The organism is Streptomyces corchorusii, from assembly GCF_001514055.1.
In the GTDB taxonomy this organism is placed as follows: domain Bacteria; phylum Actinomycetota; class Actinomycetes; order Streptomycetales; family Streptomycetaceae; genus Streptomyces; species Streptomyces olivaceoviridis.
Map to the genome: position 1 here is coordinate 211,496 of NZ_KQ948351.1, position 17,014 is coordinate 228,509.

14 protein-coding genes and 1 tRNA gene are annotated in these 17,014 nt (G+C 71.0%); 8 read left to right on the forward strand and 7 right to left on the reverse strand.

Annotated features, from left to right (window positions below):
• The first annotated feature begins 225 nt into the window (after positions 1-225).
• From AQJ11_RS00960 to AQJ11_RS00980, 5 genes are all read left to right on the forward strand, one after another.
• On the forward strand, positions 226-1,542 hold the full coding sequence (locus tag AQJ11_RS00960; protein ID WP_014672903.1) for an ABC transporter substrate-binding protein: 1,317 nt from the start codon (positions 226-228) through the stop codon (positions 1,540-1,542).
• Between the two features lie 265 nt (positions 1,543-1,807).
• Positions 1,808-2,800, forward strand: coding sequence for a carbohydrate ABC transporter permease (locus AQJ11_RS00965; protein ID WP_014672902.1), 993 nt, complete (start codon positions 1,808-1,810; stop codon positions 2,798-2,800).
• A 14-nt stretch (positions 2,801-2,814) separates the two neighbouring features.
• Positions 2,815-3,735 carry a carbohydrate ABC transporter permease gene (locus AQJ11_RS00970; protein WP_014672901.1) on the forward strand — a complete coding sequence of 307 codons (921 nt, stop codon included), beginning with the start codon at positions 2,815-2,817 and terminating at the stop codon, positions 3,733-3,735.
• Between the two features lie 246 nt (positions 3,736-3,981).
• A complete protein-coding gene (locus AQJ11_RS00975) occupies positions 3,982-5,424 on the forward strand; it encodes a GH1 family beta-glucosidase (protein ID WP_014672900.1) in 1,443 nt (480 codons plus the stop codon).
• Between the two features lie 125 nt (positions 5,425-5,549).
• Entirely contained in the window at positions 5,550-6,605 is a 1,056-nt protein-coding gene (locus AQJ11_RS00980; RefSeq protein WP_014672899.1) for a LacI family DNA-binding transcriptional regulator, read from the forward strand.
• A gap of 109 nt (positions 6,606-6,714) precedes the next feature.
• Here the strand turns inward: AQJ11_RS00980 and AQJ11_RS00985 are convergent.
• The 4 genes from AQJ11_RS00985 to AQJ11_RS01000 all read right to left on the reverse strand — a co-directional run bounded on the left by AQJ11_RS00985 (position 6,715) and on the right by AQJ11_RS01000 (position 9,451).
• Positions 6,715-6,787, reverse strand: a tRNA-His gene (locus AQJ11_RS00985).
• Between the two features lie 104 nt (positions 6,788-6,891).
• On the reverse strand, positions 6,892-7,494 hold the full coding sequence (gene orn, locus AQJ11_RS00990) for an oligoribonuclease (protein WP_014672898.1): 603 nt from the start codon (positions 7,492-7,494) through the stop codon (positions 6,892-6,894).
• Between the two features lie 91 nt (positions 7,495-7,585).
• A complete protein-coding gene (locus AQJ11_RS00995; protein ID WP_014672897.1) occupies positions 7,586-8,803 on the reverse strand; it encodes a helix-turn-helix domain-containing protein in 1,218 nt (405 codons plus the stop codon).
• Between the two features lie 378 nt (positions 8,804-9,181).
• Positions 9,182-9,451 carry a hypothetical protein gene (locus tag AQJ11_RS01000; protein ID WP_058080644.1) on the reverse strand — a complete coding sequence of 90 codons (270 nt, stop codon included), beginning with the start codon at positions 9,449-9,451 and terminating at the stop codon, positions 9,182-9,184.
• Positions 9,452-9,777: 326 nt separating this feature from the next.
• Here AQJ11_RS01000 and AQJ11_RS01005 point away from each other — a divergent pair, with 326 nt between their 5' ends.
• The gene (locus tag AQJ11_RS01005) at positions 9,778-10,305 is read left to right on the forward strand and encodes a universal stress protein (protein WP_014672895.1); all 528 of its coding nucleotides are present in this window, start codon (positions 9,778-9,780) and stop codon (positions 10,303-10,305) included.
• A gap of 190 nt (positions 10,306-10,495) precedes the next feature.
• Here AQJ11_RS01005 and glmS read toward each other — a convergent pair whose 3' ends face one another.
• Positions 10,496-12,313 carry a glutamine--fructose-6-phosphate transaminase (isomerizing) gene (gene glmS / locus AQJ11_RS01010; RefSeq protein ID WP_058080643.1) on the reverse strand — a complete coding sequence of 606 codons (1,818 nt, stop codon included), beginning with the start codon at positions 12,311-12,313 and terminating at the stop codon, positions 10,496-10,498.
• Positions 12,314-12,375: 62 nt separating this feature from the next.
• A complete protein-coding gene (locus AQJ11_RS01015) occupies positions 12,376-12,633 on the reverse strand; it encodes a hypothetical protein (protein ID WP_014672893.1) in 258 nt (85 codons plus the stop codon).
• Positions 12,634-12,798: 165 nt separating this feature from the next.
• Between AQJ11_RS01015 and AQJ11_RS01020 the strand changes: the two genes are divergently transcribed.
• Positions 12,799-14,364: a purple acid phosphatase family protein gene (locus tag AQJ11_RS01020; protein ID WP_208616416.1), complete on the forward strand. Its 1,566-nt coding sequence runs from the start codon at positions 12,799-12,801 to the stop codon at positions 14,362-14,364.
• Between the two features lie 52 nt (positions 14,365-14,416).
• Here AQJ11_RS01020 and AQJ11_RS01025 read toward each other — a convergent pair whose 3' ends face one another.
• Entirely contained in the window at positions 14,417-15,289 is an 873-nt protein-coding gene (locus tag AQJ11_RS01025; protein ID WP_079082187.1) for a DUF4429 domain-containing protein, read from the reverse strand.
• Between the two features lie 79 nt (positions 15,290-15,368).
• On the opposite strand from AQJ11_RS01025, the gene AQJ11_RS01030 reads away from it, so the two are divergent.
• A complete protein-coding gene (locus tag AQJ11_RS01030; protein ID WP_059261501.1) occupies positions 15,369-16,970 on the forward strand; it encodes a beta-N-acetylhexosaminidase in 1,602 nt (533 codons plus the stop codon).
• Positions 16,971-17,014 lie beyond the last annotated feature (44 nt).

Here is a 17,014-nt window from a genome sequence, read left to right on the forward strand (position 1 = left end):
CGTGGGAGCGGTCCCACGGGGTGACCGGGGTCTCTTCCGCTTGGATCGAATCACCCATGGCCTTCCCCTCTACCTTGCATGGCACACCGTTGACCAGCACGTTCCCGCCGCACGCCGTGTGCTGTTGGCTAGCCGCTGCTCGAACCGAGAGGGCAGGTCCGGACCGTCAGGCCTGACGGTCCGATTCCTGAGGTCCCGTTCCCCACTGGAACAAGGAGTAGTGGAATGCGCATCACCCGTACCGGCGGTGGTCACGGCCGCAGAACCGCGACGCTGGCCACGACGGTCCTGACGGCCTCCGCGCTGCTGCTGACCGGTTGCAGCAGCGACGACGACTCGGACACGGACGCCAACGGGAACATCACCCTCACGGTGGCCGACTTCGGGCAGTTCGGCTACAAGGAGGCCGGACTGTTCGCCAAGTACCACGAGCTGCACCCGAAGATCACGGTCAAGGAAGAGACCACCGCCAACGAGCAGGACTACTACCCGAAGCTCCTTCAGCAGCTGAACACGGGCAGCGGCCTCGCGGACGTCACGGGCATCGAGGTCGGGCGCATCAAGGAGGTCGTGGACACCCAGTCGGCCAAGTTCGCCGACCTCAGCAAGACGATCAACGTGAACGACTGGGTGTCCTGGAAGGAGAAGCAGGCCACCGCCAAGGACGGCACGGTGATCGGCGCCGGTACCGACATCGGCCCCATGTCCCTGTGCTACCGCAAGGACCTCTTCAAGGAGGCCGGCCTGCCCAGCGACCGCGAGGCCGTCGCCAAGGCCGTCGCCGGCGGCTGGGAGGACTACCTCAAGCTCGGCGAGCAGTACAAGAAGAAGGCGCCCTCCGGCACCTACTTCATGGACTCCGCGTCCGCCATGTACAACGCGGTCGTCAGCTCCTCCGCCCAGCAGTACTACGACGCCGACGGCAAGCCGGTCTACAAGGACAGCCCGTCCGTGCAGCAGGGCTGGAACCTGGCCGCCGAGGCCGCCGACAAGAAGCTGACCCAGGGCCTGCCGCAGTTCACCGACGCCTGGACCGCGGCCCTCCGCAAGGGCACCGTGGCCACCGTGGCCTGCCCCGCCTGGATGGCCGCCCAGATCTCCGTCAACTCCGGCGACTCCTTCAAGGGCAAGTGGGACATCTCCCGCGCCCCCGGCTCGACCGCGGCCAACTGGGGCGGCAGCTTCCTCGCCGTCCCGAAGAGCGGCAAGCACGTCAAGGAGGCCACGGAGCTCGTCAAGTGGCTGACCGCCCCGGAGCAGCAGGCCGCGGTGTTCAAGGCGATCGGTGTCTTCCCGTCCAACAAGGGCGCCTACGAGCTGGCCGACGTGAAGAGCGCCAAGCTGCCGTACTTCAGCGACGCCCCCATCGGCCAGATCTACGCCGAGGAGGCCAAGTCCATCCCCGAGGCGGTGCTCGGCGCGAAGGACGGCGTGATCAAGGACACGATCTCCAACCAGATCAACAACATGGAGAAGCGGGGCACCAAGCCCGCCGACGCGTGGAAGGCCGCGACCGACTCGATCGACAAGGCGCTCGGCTAGCCGTACCGGGTGCGGGGGCCCACCGGGCGCCCGCGCCCCCACGCGCTCGACGACGTGAGCGGTGCCCGACGGCGGGCGCCGCCCACGGCACCACCCGGCGGGACCCGGCAGCCGACGGCCGGGGCTCCGCCCCACACGCACGTCAGGCCGCGGCGTGGGCCGTTCGCCACCGTACCGATCCGCGCGGGGAGGGGCGGACCGACCCCGGTCCCCGAACGCGCTTCCCGCCCCACCCGGCCGAAACCTCCAGGGAAGGACTCCCTCCGTGGCAACGACAACCCCCGCCCGGGGCGCCTACACCCCGCCGCCCGGCGGCACCGGTGCCGCGTCGAACGGACGCGGCACCTGGCGCAGCCGGCTGTGGCGCTTCGACGACAAGGCCTCGCCGTACGCCTACATAGCCCCCTTCTTCCTGATCTTCGGCGCCTTCGGGCTCTACCCACTGCTGTACACGGGCTGGATCGCCCTGCACCGGGTGGAGATGACGAGCCTGGACCAGTCCCAGTGGGTCGGCTGGGACAACTTCGCCAAGATCCTCCAGGACTCCGAGTTCTGGACGGCCGTCACCAACACCTTCGTCATCGGTGTCATCTCCACCGTCCCGCAGCTGCTCGTGGCGCTGGGCCTGGCCCATCTGCTCAACTACAAGCTGCGCGCCAGCACCTTCTGGCGCACGATCATCCTCACCCCGTACGCCACCTCGGTGGCCACGGCCGCCCTGGTCTTCGCGCTGGTCTTCCGCGCCGACGGCGGCATCCTCAACTGGGTGCTGCACTTCTTCGGCGCCGGCAACATCGACTGGGCCGACGGGGAGTGGACCTCCAAGATCGCCATCTCGGTCATCATCATCTGGCGGTGGACCGGCTACAACGCGCTGATCTACCTGGCGGCCATGCAGGCGGTCCCCACCGACCTGTACGAGGCCGCCTCCATCGACGGAGCGAGCCGGTGGCAGCAGTTCCGCAAGGTGACCATCCCCTCGCTGCGGCCCACGATCCTGTTCACCATCGTGATCTCCACCATCGGCTCGATGCAGCTGTTCGGTGAGCCGCTGCTGCTCCAGGGCGGCACCCTCGGCTCGATCGGCGGCAGCGAGCACCAGTACGAGACACTCAGCATCTACCTCTTCAACTACGGCTGGAAGCTGGGCCACCTGGGTCCGGCGGCGGCCGTGGCCTGGGCCATGCTCGTCCTGCTGCTGCTCATCGCCCTGATCAACTGGATCGTCGGCCGGTTCATGCGCAAGAGCGCGGCCTGACGGGAGCGACATCGATGACCACGACCAGTCCCACCACGACCGCGCCGGACCTCGGCCCGGCACCGCTTCCCACCGCGCCCGGCAAGGGCCGCGCCCGCTTCAAGATAGGAGCCGGCCAGCAGCTCAGGGGCGGTCCGTTCACCTACGTCGCCCTCGTCGTCGTCGGCCTCGGATCGATCTTCCCGCTGTACTGGACCCTGGTGGCCGCCTCGCACGACCAGCAGCGGGTCCTGGACACCCCGCCGCCGCTCGTGCCGGGCGGCAAACTGTGGCACAACCTCCAGGCGGCCTGGGAGCAGGCCCACCTGGGCAAGGCCATCGTCAACAGCGTCATCGTGGCCGGCTGCATCACCGTCGCCACCCTGTTCTTCTGCACCCTCGCCGGCTACGCCTTCGCCAAGATGCGCTTCCGGGGCCGTGGCGTGCTGATGACCGCGGTGATCGCCACGCTGACGATCCCGCCCCAGCTCAGCGTCGTCCCGCTGTTCATGATGATGTCGGACATCGGGTGGGGCGGAAAGCTGGAGTCGGTGATCTTCCCGACCCTGGTCGGCGCGTTCGGCGTCTTCTTCATGCGCCAGTACCTGATCGAGGCCCTGCCGTACGAGCTGATCGAGGCGGCCAAGGTCGACGGGGCGAGCAACTTCCGCATCGTGTGGAGCGTGGTGCTGCCCGTGGCCCGGCCCGCGATGATGGTGCTGGGCATGCTCACCTTCGTCCAGGCGTGGAACGACTTCTTCTGGCCCTTCCTCGCGCTGAACCAGGAGAACCCCACCATCCAGGTGGCGCTCGGCCAGCTCAGCGCCTCCTACACCCCCGATCAGAGCATCGTCATGGCCGGTGCGCTGATCAGCACCCTGCCGCTGCTGCTGGTCTTCGTGATCTTCGGCAAGCAGATCGTCGGAGGGATCATGGCGGGCGCCGTCAAGGGCTGAGCCCTGCCGGTGCCGCGGGGCCGCCACGCCACGATGCCGGCCCCGCCCCCCTGGCCGGCGCGCGCCGCGTCCCGTCGGCCCGCCCTCGTCTCCGGTCCGGTACCGCCCGCACAGGCCGCCCCGCAGCGGGCCGTACCGGACCGGGCACCACCCCGCCGCGCCCCGCCCTCCCTCCCCCTTCACTCCCGCACCGCCGGACCGCCGTCCGTCGTCCGTTTCTCACCCCCCTTTGGGAGCGTTCTCACCATGACCGCCGTACGACCCGAGACCACGGCCCAGCCGGCCTCGGACACCTCCTTCCCGACCGGCTTCGTCTGGGGTGCCGCCACCGCCGCCTACCAGGTGGAGGGCGCCGCCGCCGAGGACGGCCGCACCCCCTCCATCTGGGACACCTTCAGCCACACCCCCGGCAAGGTGCGCAACGGCGACACCGGTGACATCGCCGCCGACCACTACCACCGGTACCGCGACGACGTCGCCCTGATGAAGGAACTCGGCCTCAAGGCCTACCGCTTCTCCATCTCCTGGTCCCGGGTGCAGCCCACCGGCCGCGGGCCCGCCGTCGAGCGCGGCCTGGACTTCTACCGCCGCCTCACCGACGAGCTCCTGGAGGCGGGCATCACGCCCGTCGCCACCCTCTACCACTGGGACCTGCCGCAGGAGCTGGAGGACGTCGGCGGCTGGCCGCACCGCGACACCGCCCACCGCTTCGCCGACTACGCCGACATCATGGCCCGCGCCCTCGGCGACCGGGTCGGCGTGTGGACCACCCTCAACGAACCGTGGTGCTCGGCGTTCCTGGGCTACGGTTCCGGCGTGCACGCGCCCGGGCGGACCGACCCGGCCGCCACCCTGCGCGCCGCGCACCACCTGAACCTGGCCCACGGCCGGGCCGTCGGCGCCCTGCGCGCCGCCCTGCCGTCGTCCGCCCAGACCTCGATCACCCTCAACCTGCACCAGGTGCGCCCGCTCACCGGCAGCCCCGAGGATGCCGAGGCCGCCCGCCGCATCGACGCGGTCGGCAACCGGATCTTCACCGGGCCCCTCCTGGACGGCGCCTACCCCGAGGACCTGCTGGCCGACACCGCCCACCTGGTCGACTGGGCGGAGCTGGTGCACGACGGGGACCTGGCGGAGATCTCCCGGCCCATCGACGTGCTCGGCGTCAACTACTACTCGCCGACCGTGGTCTCGCTGCCCGCCGACGGAGCCGCCAGCACCCGCAACGACGGCCACGGCGCCAGCGACCACTCCCCGTGGACCGGCTCCGAGCACGTCGCCTTCCACCTCGCCAACGACGATCTGACGGCGATGAACTGGGCCATCGACGCGAGCGGACTGCACACGCTGCTGACCGGGCTGGCGGCCTCGCACCCGCGGCTTCCGCTGATGGTCACCGAGAACGGCGCCGCCTTCGACGACTACGTCTCCCCGGAGGGACGGGTCAACGACCCGCAGCGCATCGCCTATCTCCACTCCCACCTGGACGCCGTCCGCCGCGCCATCGCCGACGGCGCCGACGTGCGCGGCTACTTCCTGTGGTCGCTGCTGGACAACTTCGAGTGGTCCTACGGCTATTCGAAGCGCTTCGGCACCGTCTACGTCGACTACGCCACCCAGCGCCGCATCCCCAAGGCCAGCGCCCACTGGTACGCCGAGGTGATCCGGAACAACGCCCTGCCCGCCTGACCGGCGCCCGCGGCGGGCCCGGCCGGGACACCGGCCGTGCCCGCCGCCGCGGACGGAAGCGGAAGCGCCCCGGTCACGGCTGTTACATTCCTGGCCTGAACGGCGGTGAACGGAAGGCGGCGACCATGGCAGGCAACGGTGGGAGAGGCCGGGGCGGCCGGCGGCCGACCCTGGAAGAGGTCGCCGCCCGGGCCGGGGTCGGGCGGGGCACCGTCTCCCGGGTGATCAACGGCTCGCCCCGGGTCAGCGACGCCACCCGCGCCGCGGTGGAGGCCGCCGTCGCCGAACTCGGCTACGTGCCCAACACCGCCGCCCGCGCCCTCGCGGCCAACCGCACCGACGCCATCGCCCTGGTCGTCCCCGAACCGGAGACCCGGTTCTTCGCCGAGCCGTACTTCTCCGACATGCTGCGCGGGGTCGGCGCCGAACTCTCCGACACCGAGATGCAGTTGCTGCTGATCTTCGCCGGCAGCGACCGCGAGCGGCAGCGCCTGGCCCAGTACCTGGCGGCCCACCGCGTCGACGGCGTCCTCCTGGTCTCCGTCCACGCCGACGACCCGCTCCCGGACCTGCTCGCCCAGCTGGAGATCCCGGCCGTGATCAGCGGCCCCCGCTCGGCGGCCGAGTCGCTCCCCTCGGTGGACTCCGACAACTACGGCGGCGCCCGCTCGGCGGTGGAGCACCTGCTGGGCCGGGGCCGCCGCCGGATCGCGCACATCACCGGCCGCCTGGACGTCTACGGCGCCCAGCGCCGCGTCGACGGCTACCGCGACGCCCTGCGCGACGCGGGCCACCCGGTGGACGAACTGCTGATCGTGCCGGGTGACTTCACCGACGAGGGCGGGCGCCGGGCGATGACGACCCTGCTGTCCCGCCACCCCGACCTGGACGCCGTCTTCGCCGGCTCGGACGTGATGGCGGCCGGCGCCCGGCAGGTGCTGCGCGAGGCGGGCCGGCGCATCCCCGACGACGTCGCGCTGGTCGGGTACGACGACTCCGCCATCGCCCGGCACATGGACCCGCCGCTCACCAGCGTCCGCCAGCCCATCGAGGAGATGGGCCGCGCGATGATCGACCTCCTCCTCACGGAGATCGCCGACCGCCGCCCGGCGGCGTCCCGGGGCGTCGACCGCCATCAGGCGGTCCTGCCGACGGAACTGGTGGTCCGGGCGTCGTCGTGACGTCCCGCACGGCCGGCCCCGGCCGGTGCGGGACGGCGGCGCGCGGGGGCCCGGACAACGAAACAGCCGGTGACCCGTCTTGCGACGGAGTCACCGGCTGATTACTCAGGGTGAGTGACGGGACTCGAACCCGCGACATCCTGGACCACAACCAGGTGCTCTACCAGCTGAGCTACACCCACCACGACCGGCTGTCCGAGGAGTGCTCTCCCCGACCGGCCGAGAAGAAGTCTACAGGGTCCGAAGGGGTGCTCGCGCACAGGTTTTCGCGCGGCCCCCGTGGCGGCTACCGGGCGGGCAGGACGTGCTTGGCGGCGATCGCCTTCGCGGTGTCGGAGTCCGGCCCGGGCTGCGGCACGAAGATGGCCTCGCGGTAGTAGCGCAGCTCGGCGATCGACTCGCGGATGTCGGCGAGGGCCCGGTGGTTGCCGTTCTTCTCCGGGCTGTTGAAGTACGCCCGCGGGTACCAGCGGCGGGCCAGCTCCTTGATCGAGGAGACGTCGACGATGCGGTAGTGGAGGTAGTCCTCCAGGGTCGGCATGTCCCGCAGGAGGAACCCGCGGTCGGTGCCGACCGAGTTGCCGCACAGCGGGGCCTTGCCTGGCTCCTTCACGTGCTCCCGGACGTAGGCGAGGACCTGCTCCTCGGCGTCCTCAAGGGTCGTGCCGCTCTCCAGCTCGGCGAGCAGCCCGGACGCGGTGTGCATCCGACGCACCACCTCCGGCATCGTCTCCAGCGCCCGGTCCGGCGGGCGGATGACGATGTCCACCCCCTCGCCGAGTACGTTCAGCTCGGAGTCGGTGACGAGGGCGGCCACCTCGATGAGAGCGTCGTCGGACAGCGAGAGGCCGGTCATCTCGCAGTCGATCCACACCATGCGATCGTTCATGCGACCACCCTAAAGCGGGCCTGAGGTTTTGCGTGCCCCCGTGTTCGGCGCGGGAAGGGGGCGGGATGCTCCCGCCCCCTTCCCGTCGCGCTCAGTTACCGCTGCGCGGACCCGGCAGCAGGCCCACCGCGCCCGCCGTGGCGCGGCGGCTCTGGAGGGGCACCCCGCTGTCGCGGTGCTCGTGGAGCAGGGGGGCCGGGTTCACCGGGCCGGGACCCGGCAGACCCGAGGGCGCGCCCTGCTGGCCGGCCGGCGGCACGGACGGCTCCGCCTCACCCGGCTTGTCGCCCTGCGGCCGGCGGGCCCGGTAGGCGGCCCGGTAGGCGGCGGGGGAGGAGCCGAGCTGGCGGCGGAAGTGGCCGCGCAGGGCCACCGGCGAGCGGAACCCGCACCGGCCCGCCACCTCGTCCACGGAGTAGTCCGACGTCTCCAGCAGGCGCTGGGCCTGGAGCACGCGCTGGGTGATCAGCCACTGGAGCGGCGCGCTGCCCGTCAGCGAGCGGAACCGGCGGTCGAACGTACGGCGGCTCATGTAGGCGCGTGCCGCCAGCGTCTCCACGTCGAACTGCTCGTGGAGGTGTTCCAGCGCCCAGGCGACGACCTCGGCGAGCGGGTCGGCGCCGATCTCCTCCGGTAAAGACCGGTCGAGATAGCGCTCCTGGCCGCCCGACCGGCGCGGCGGGACCACCAGGCGCCGGGCGAGCGCTCCGGCCGCCTCGTTGCCGTGGTCCGTCCGCACGATGTGGAGACAGAGATCGATTCCGGCCGCCGTACCCGCGCTCGTCAACACGTCGCCGTCGTCGACGAACAGCTCGCGCGGATCGACGTGCACCGACGGATAGCGCTTGGCCAGCGTCGGCGCGTACATCCAGTGCGTGGTCGCCGGGCGGCCGTCCAGCAGTCCGGCCGCCGCGAGCACGAACGCGCCCGTGCACAGCCCGACGATGCGGGCGCCCTCCTCGTGGGCCCGGCGCAGCGCGTCCAGTGCTTCCTCCGGCGGCGGCGAGGTGATCGAACGCCAGGCCGGTACGACGACCGTCCCGGCGCGTGAGATCGCCTCCAGCCCATGCGGCGCGGTGAGTTCCAGGCCCCCTGTGGTCCGCAGCGGGCCTTCCTCGCCGGCACACACCAGAAGGCGGTAGCGCGGCACGCCGGCGTCCTGGCGGTCGATCCCGAACACCGACAGCGGAATGGAACTCTCGAAGATGGGGCCGCCGCTGAACAGCAGCACCGCGACGATCTCCTTGCGGCGTCGCCCGGACAGTTTCCGGGCTGCGGCGTCCGGCGAGGCAGTGGAGTCGTGGCTCATACTGCTAAGCCCCCCTCGGTGGTCGCGGCTCCTCGGTTGTGTCGCTCCTGCACGTTTCCCCTCGGTCCTGCACGAGTCCCCCGCCGTAAGACAGTCAAGATCGAATCTACTGGCTCCCGCGATCACGCGGTGACCAGTTCCACACGCGGCACATTGTCGACATGACAACTTGGCGTGAAGCATTCGATCACGAAGCGTTGCACTCGCGAGGCGTGCAGGGAAGTGCGCCTTGTCGCAGTGGCCAAACCGCGTAGGGTGCACAGCGGCCCGTAGACCCTTTCCGTGCAGGTGGAACGGGGGTTGGGGGGTGGTTCGGACCCCTCCTGGTCGATATCCAGAAGTTGGCTGAAAAGCAGCGCTCGCAGATACGGAAACAGGTCAGTCGACCGGTGTCTGCTCCCGGGTGTGACGTCCGCCTCTTTGCGCGGCGCAACGCTCGGCGCACCGCTCGGAACGGCGCAGCAGCACCCGGCAAGCGGCCGTGACGGCGGCGAGGCCCAGCGCGGTGCCCGTGGCGCCGGCCAGCGAGGTGCCGTACCAGAGGAGGACCACGGGCACGAGCACGCAGCTGAAGGCGGCCCAGCGGATCACATCGCTCACGCTGTCCGGTGCGGGGCGCGGGTCGCGGCGGGGTCGGGCTCCGGGCATCTCGTACTCCCTGTGGCGGTGGCTCACCCCGGTTCAACGTCCGTCCGACCGGTCGGTCACCGAACGCGCATCTGTGAATCCCGTGCAAACCGCCTGTACGGGGCAGCAACCATTGCGCTGCGGGCGCGGCTCGTGCATGCTCCGGTGAACCCCTACGGACGTCGGGGACCGCTCACGGAGCGTGCGCGGGATCTGGGCTCAGGAGGCGTGCCGCCGTACCCTTGGGGGTATGGGCTTGGGAAGATGTTTCCCGGACACAGCTCCGCAGCACGCTTCCGCAGCACACTGTCGTCCCACCCATAAAGGATCACAACGCCGAGACAGCCATGGCCGGTCACGAATTCTCCGAACCCGCGGACCGCAAGCGGCCGGTCGCCGACCCCACGGCGGCCGATCCCCTGGCGGCGGCGGAGCCACGCCCGTCCTGCGACCCCGCCTTCCGGCACGGAGTCGTCGTCGGTTTCGACGGCTCCACCTCCAGTGAGCGCGCCCTCGCCTACGCGATCGGCATGGCCCACCGCTCCCGTTCCGGTCTGATCATCGTGCATGTCGCCAACCGGCTGCCCACCACGGTGTGGGCCGGCTGCGAGCCGCCCGTCTTCGTGGACGTCCCGGACCACCGCACGGAGGTCCTGGGCCTGGAGCTGGCCTGCGCGGACTACCTGGCCGAGGTCCCGTGGATCCTGGTCGAGCGGGGCGGGGACATCTGTCACGAACTCGAAGAGGTCGGCCGCGAGTACGAGGCCGACGCGATCGTGGTCGGCTCCACGCACGGCATCGTCGGCCGGATCTTCGGCTCGGTCGCGGGGCGGCTCGCCAAGCGGGCGCAGCGGCCCGTGATCGTCATCCCCTGACGTCCCACGCTTCGTCAACTCCCTTGGTGCGGCGCGAAACTACTCGTGCGTAGAGGTGGTTCGTGCCCTTGTGAAGGGCATATACCGGTCGGCTGCGGGCCGGGGGGTGACGGCCGCCGGCTGAGATCGAGCAGCACGGAAAGGACCCCCACGTGCTAGGTGGCACACGTGGGGGTCCGTTCTGTGTCCGCTACTCGACCGTCACCGACTTGGCGAGGTTCCTCGGCTTGTCTATGTCCCGGCCCAGGGCCTTCGCCGTGTGGTACGCCAGGAGCTGGAGGGGGATGCCCATCAGGATCGGGTCCAGCTCGTCCTCGTTCTTCGGGACGAGGATCGTCTGGTCCGCCTTCTCCTGGTGCTGGTGGGCCACCGCCAGGATCTTGCCCTCGCGGGCCTTGATCTCCTCCAGGGCCGCGCGGTTCTTCTCCAGCAGGTCGTCGTCGGGGACGATCGCGACCGTGGGCAGGGCCGGCTCGATGAGGGCCAGCGGGCCGTGCTTCAGCTCGGAGGCGGGGTAGGCCTCGGCGTGGATGTAGGAGACCTCCTTGAGCTTCAGGGAGGCCTCGCGGGCCACCGGGTAGCCCCGGACGCGGCCGATGAAGAGCATCGAGCGGGCGTCGGCGTAGCTCTCCGCCAGCTTCTTGATCTCCTCCTCCTGGTCCAGGATCTCGGTGATCTGCTGGGGCAGCCTGCGCAGGCCCTCGATGATCCGCTTGCCGTCGCGGACCGAGAGGTCGCGGGTGCGGCCGAGGTGCAGGGCGAGCAGCGCGAAGGCGACCGTGGTGTTGGTGAAGCACTTCGTGGAGACCACGCAGACCTCGGGGCCCGCGTGGACGTAGATGCCGCCGTCGGCCTCGCGGGCGATCGCGGAGCCGACGACGTTGACCACGCCGAGGACCCGCGCGCCCTTGCGCTTGAGCTCCTGCACGGCGGCCAGGACGTCGTACGTCTCACCGGACTGGGAGACCGCGATGTACAGGGTGTCGGGGTCGACGACCGCGTTGCGGTAGCGGAACTCGGAGGCGGGCTCGGCGTCGGCGGGGATGCGGGCCAGCTCCTCGATCATCTGGGCGCCGATCATGCCCGCGTGGTACGAGGTGCCGCAGCCGAGGATCTTCACGCGGCGGATCTGCCGGGCCTCGCGGGCGTCCAGGTTGAGGCCGCCCAGGTGCACGGTGGAGAAGCGGTCGTCGATGCGGCCGCGCAGCACGCGGTCCACGGCGTCGGCCTGCTCGTGGATCTCCTTGTGCATGTAGGTGTCGTGGCCGCCCATGTCGTAGGAGGCCGCCTCCCACTCCACGGTGGTCGGCTCGGCCGAGGTGCGGGTGCCCTCGGTGGTGTACGTGCGGAAGTCGTCGGCCTTGAGGGTGGCCATCTCGCCGTCGTCCAGCGTCACTATCTGCCGGGTGTGGGCGACCAGGGCGGCGATGTCCGATGCGACGAACATCTCCTTCTCGCCGATGCCGAGGACGACCGGGGAGCCGTTGCGGGCCACCACGATGCGGTCGGAGAAGTCGGCGTGCATGACCGCGATGCCGTACGTGCCCTCGACCACCCGCAGGGCCTCGCGGACCTTGTCCTCCAGCTTCTCGGCCTGCGAGCGGGCGATCAGGTGGGTGAGGACCTCGGTGTCGGTCTCGGAGAGGAACTCGACGCCGTCCGCCTCCAGCTTGCGGCGCAGGTCGGCGGCGTTGTCAATGATGCCGTTGTGGACGACGGCGACCTTGTTGTCGGCCGACATGTGCGGGTGGGCGTTCACGTCGGACGGGGCGCCGTGGGTGGCCCAGCGGGTGTGGGCGATGCCGGTGGTGCCCTTGAAGCGCGCCGGGACCTTGGCCTCCAGGTCGCGCACCCGGCCCTTGGCCTTGACCATCTTCAGGCCGGGCGTCTTCGGGGAGGTGACGACGACGCCCGCGGAGTCGTAGCCGCGGTACTCCAGGCGCTGGAGGCCCTCCAGGAGGAGGGGAGCGACGTCACGCTTCCCGATGTATCCGACAATTCCGCACATGTATAGAGGTATCCCTTGGCTGTCGCTGGGCCGGGCTGCCGCCGGCCGGGTTCCGGCTGGTTTCAGCCGTAGACCATGCGGCGCAGCTGCCTGAGCGTCAGCTCCGGCGGCGCCACCGCCCGGTACTTCAGGTCCGCCCCGATCCGTTCGAAGATCTCCGCGTTCACCAGGCCCTGGGCCTGGAGTTCGCGGTGGCGGCGGCGGACGAACTCCTGGGTCGTCTCGTCGAAGTAGGCGAGCACGTCCTGGACCACGCGCAGCGCCTCGCCCCGGCTGAGGGGCGTGGACCGCGTCAGGTGATCAAGGAGTTCGTCGTGCACCCGGTAGATCCTGGAGTACCGGCGCCTGTTTCGCAAGAATCGTGCCCGATTCCGGGCAAGCGACTGTTGAAACTCTTATGGGGCTCTGTTCGCGAGCTGTCCATCCCGTGTCCTGCGACTCGTTGCCCGAACAGACGAGTTTCAGACGCCATGGACATTCCTCGTATGGGAGTACCCGAGAAGCTGGCCGCGCGCATGAGCATGGCCGAGCAGCATGAGTACCTGCGCGCCAGATTCTCGCGGCGCACCATGATCAGGGGCGGCGCGGTCACGCTGGGCGCCGTAGCGGGTGGCGCGTTCGTGCCGGGCGCCACCGCCCAGGCGGCCGTGCCGACCCGGCAAACCGCCCCCGCCGCCCAGCACGTCGACGGCGCCCTCGTCGCCCCCTTCGGCCGCCACCTGGCCTGGGGCAACGACCCGCGCACCGAGATCACCGTCTCCTGGCAGGTCCCGGTCGCCGTCAAGAAGCCGTTCATCCGCGTCGGCGCCCACCCCTGGGACCTCTCGCGCAAGATCGACGCCGAGGTCCGCACCCTCTACACCCCGGCCGGTGTCGGCGCGAGCGGCGACCACACCCAGTACTACCTGCACGCCAAGCTGACCCACCTGCGCCCCGGCAAGACCTACTACTACGGCGTCGGCCACGAGGGCTTCGACCCGGCCGAGCCGCACCTGCTGGGCACGGTCGGCACGTTCACCACCGCCCCCGCCCACAAGGCGCCGTTCACCTTCACCGCCTTCGGCGACGAGGGCGTCGGCTACCACGGCCTGGCCAACAACAGCCTGCTCCTCGGCCAGAACCCGGCCTTCCACCTGCACGCCGGCGACATCGCCTACGCCGACCCGGCCGGCGCCGGCAAGACCGCCGACACCGGCTTCGACTCGCGCACCTGGGACTCCTTCCTCGCCCAGACCGAGTCGGTCGCCAAGCAGATCCCGTGGATGCCCGCGTACGGCAACCACGACATGGAGGCCTGGTACTCGCCCAACGGCTACGGCGGCGAGGAGGCCCGCTGGACCCTCCCGGACAACGGCCCCGACAAGAAGAACCTGCCGGGCGTCTACTCCTTCGTCTACGGCAACACGGCGGTCATCTCGCTCGACGCCAACGACGTCTCCTTCGAGATCCCGGCGAACCTGGGCATATCCGGCGGAACCCAGACCACGTGGCTGGAAGGCCAGCTGAAGAAGTTCCGCGCCGCCAAGGACGTCGACTTCATCGTCGTCTTCTTCCACCACTGCGCCTACTGCACCTCCACCGCGCACGCCTCGGAGGGGGGAGTGCGCCAGGAGTGGGTGCCGCTGTTCGAGAAGTACACGGTGGATCTGGTCATCAACGGCCACAACCACCAGTACGAGCGCACCGACGTCATCAAGGCGGGCAAGGTCACCAAGAAGCTGCCGATCGGCGGCACGGCCTACCCCGAGACCGACGGCGTGGTCTACGTCACCGCGGGCGCCGCCGGCCGCAGCCTGTACGCGTTCTCCGCGCCGGACTCCTACGAGGGGCACGAGCACGAGACCGACTCCGTGGCCTCGTTCGTCAACACCAAGGACGGCAAGGTCAACGAGACCGTCACCTGGTCCCGGGTGCGTTACCTCAACTACTCCTTCCTGCGCGTGGACGTCGCCCCCGCGCCGAAGGGCCGGCAGACCACGCTGACGGTGTCGGGCATCGCCGAGACCGGCGACCGCATCGACCACTTCACGGTGTCCCGCAAGGCCAAGTAGGCCCCGGGCGAGCGGGCGGTCCCCACCGGCGCTTCTGTCGCCGGCGCCTTCCTCACAGGCGCTTGAGGACCGCCCGCTTGGCCACGGCGAACTCCTCGTCCGTCAGCACCCCGTCACGGTGCAGCTCACCCAGCTCGCGCAGCCGGCGCAGCGGCACGTCGTGGTCGTCCCCGGCGGGCTCGCCGGCCGGCGGGGGCGCGTCCTGCCGCACGTCCGGCTCCGCCGCCGAGGGATGCGGCAGGCGCGCCTGCACCGCCGCCGCGACCAGGGCCATCAGCGGATCCCTCTTGAAGCCCCACAGCTCGACCGCGTTCGGGTCGTACTTGGGCGGTGCGGTGACCGGGGCGCCGCGCACCAGGAACCGCAGGTGCCCGTTCTCCAGGCCGGCCGCCGGCTGCCACTCGACGCCGGTGATGTCCGCGAGGGGGATCGTGCGCGGCCCGGCGGCGGCCTTGGCCTCCTCGGTCTTCCAGTTCCACTCCAGCCGCACCCGCTCCCCGTCGAAGCCCGCCGTGCCGTCCCCGGCCGAGGCGGACACCGGCACGGACGGGCCCGGCAGCAGGTACCCGTCGACCGGCTCCGGCGGCACCCCGTCCAGCAGCAGGGCGTTGCGCACCTCGTCGGCGACGTACTCGGCGACGCCGTAGCGGTCGGGCTCCACCGCCAGCCGGTACGGGTCGTGCGGCTCGGCGAGCCGGCCACCGGTGGCGTGCAGCAGCGGGTCGGCGCCGGCGCGCAGCCGCAGCCTGAGCCGCCCCGACTTCCGGCCCTGTTCGAAGGAGACACCGGCCAACGCGCCGAGCGGTACGATGAGTTCGCCCAGCTCGCGGCGGAGCAGGCCCACGTTCTTGTCCCGGCCCGGGGTGAGGCGCAGGGCGTCCCCGTCGAAGGCCCAAGTACCGTCCTTCTGGATGATTTCCGCCATGCGGGGATTGTTCCACCCGATCTGCGGGACAGTGGTCTCGACCAAGTCTGACGGTCACCCCCTTCCGAAGGGAGCGCTTGTGAGACGGAACCACAGCACGACTCCCCGCCTGACCCACGTCCTCGGTTCCCTGCTGCTGCTCGCGGCGGCCGGCGTCGCCACCCTCGGCGCGGACCACACGGCGCAGGCCGCCGCCCCGACCCCCCTGGACCGGGTGGTCCCGGCCCCCGCCTCGGTCACGCCCGGCGGAACGCCGTACCGCATCACCCGGGACACCCGGGTCCGCGTCGACGGATCGGCCGAGGTCCGCCGCGTCGGCGGCTACCTGGCCGCACTGCTGCGCCCGGCCACCGGCTATCCGCTGCCGGTCACCGACCACGGCGCCGGCGGTATCCGACTCAGCCTGACGCGGGGCGACTTCGGCGCCGAGGGCTACCGGCTGCACAGCGGCGCGGGCGGTGTCACCCTCACCGCGCGCACCCCCGCCGGCCTCTTCCACGGCGTCCAGACCCTGCGCCAGCTCCTCCCGGCGGCCGTCGAGAAGAAGACCGTCCAGCCCGGCCCCTGGCCGGTCGCCGGCGGCACCGTGCGGGACCGTCCCCGCTACGCCTACCGGGGCGCCATGCTCGACGTCTCCCGGCACTTCTTCACGGTCCCCCAAGTGAAGCGGTACATCGACCAGTTGGCGCTCTACAAGGTCAACGAGCTGCATCTGCACCTCAGCGACGACCAGGGCTGGCGCATCGCGGTCGACTCCTGGCCGCGCCTGGCCTCCTACGGCGGCTCCACCCAGGTCGGCGGCGGCCGGGGCGGTTTCTACACCAAGGCCGACTACCGGGAGATCGTGCGGTACGCGGCCTCCCGCTACCTGGAGGTCGTGCCCGAGATCGACATGCCCGGCCACACCAACGCGGCCCTCGCCTCCTACGCGCGGCTCAACTGCGACGGCGTGGCACCCCCGCTGTACACCGGCACCGAGGTCGGCTTCAGCTCGCTGTGCGTGGCCAAGGAGGCCACCTACGACTTCGTCGACGACGTCGTCCGGGAGCTGGCCGCCCTCACCCCCGGCCGCTACCTGCACATCGGCGGCGACGAGGCGCACTCCACCAGCCACGCGGACTACGTGACGTTCATGGACCGGGTGCAGCCGGTCGTCGCCCGCTACGGCAAGACGGTCATCGGCTGGCACCAGCTCACCGGCGCGCACCCGGCGAAGGGCGCCCTCGCCCAGTACTGGGGCCTGGACGACACCAGCGCGGCCGAGAAGGCGCAGGTCGCGGAGGCCGCCCGGAACGGCACGGGCCTGATCCTGTCCCCGGCCGACCGGACCTACCTCGACATGAAGTACACGCGCGACACCGGCCCCGGTCAGGACTGGGCGGGCCTGGTCGAGGTGAAGCGGTCCTACGACTGGGATCCGGGCGCCTATCTCGCCGGGGTGCCAGCCTCCGCGGTCCGGGGCGTCGAGGCACCCCTGTGGACGGAGAACGTGACGGACACCGCCGAGATCGAGTACATGGCGTTCCCCCGACTCGCCGGCGCGGCCGAGCTGGGCTGGTCACCGGCGGCCGGCCACGACTGGAACGCCTACCGGGTCCGGCTGGCGGCCCAGGGCCCCCGCTGGGACGCCCTCGGCATCCACTACTACCGCTCACCGCAGGTGCCCTGGCCGGCCCGCTGACCCGTCCGACGGGCACCCCGCAGGACCGTACTGCGGGGTGCCCG

Excerpts from the sequence above, each read along its gene's own strand:
- orn (WP_014672898.1), bottom strand. The coding sequence starts at position 7,494 with ATGAACGATCGCATGGTGTGGATCGACTGCGAGATGACCGGCCTCTCG.
- AQJ11_RS01005 (WP_014672895.1), top strand. The coding sequence starts at position 9,778 with ATGGCCGGTCACGAATTCTCCGAACCCGCGGACCGCAAGCGGCCGGTC.
- AQJ11_RS00970 (WP_014672901.1), top strand. The coding sequence starts at position 2,815 with ATGACCACGACCAGTCCCACCACGACCGCGCCGGACCTCGGCCCGGCA.
- AQJ11_RS01000 (WP_058080644.1), bottom strand. The coding sequence starts at position 9,451 with ATGCCCGGAGCCCGACCCCGCCGCGACCCGCGCCCCGCACCGGACAGC.
- AQJ11_RS00975 (WP_014672900.1), top strand. The coding sequence starts at position 3,982 with ATGACCGCCGTACGACCCGAGACCACGGCCCAGCCGGCCTCGGACACC.
- AQJ11_RS00995 (WP_014672897.1), bottom strand. The coding sequence starts at position 8,803 with ATGAGCCACGACTCCACTGCCTCGCCGGACGCCGCAGCCCGGAAACTG.
- AQJ11_RS01025 (WP_079082187.1), bottom strand. The coding sequence starts at position 15,289 with ATGGCGGAAATCATCCAGAAGGACGGTACTTGGGCCTTCGACGGGGAC.
- glmS (WP_058080643.1), bottom strand. The coding sequence starts at position 12,313 with ATGTGCGGAATTGTCGGATACATCGGGAAGCGTGACGTCGCTCCCCTC.
- AQJ11_RS00960 (WP_014672903.1), top strand. The coding sequence starts at position 226 with ATGCGCATCACCCGTACCGGCGGTGGTCACGGCCGCAGAACCGCGACG.
- AQJ11_RS00980 (WP_014672899.1), top strand. The coding sequence starts at position 5,550 with ATGGCAGGCAACGGTGGGAGAGGCCGGGGCGGCCGGCGGCCGACCCTG.
- AQJ11_RS01020 (WP_208616416.1), top strand. The coding sequence starts at position 12,799 with ATGGGAGTACCCGAGAAGCTGGCCGCGCGCATGAGCATGGCCGAGCAG.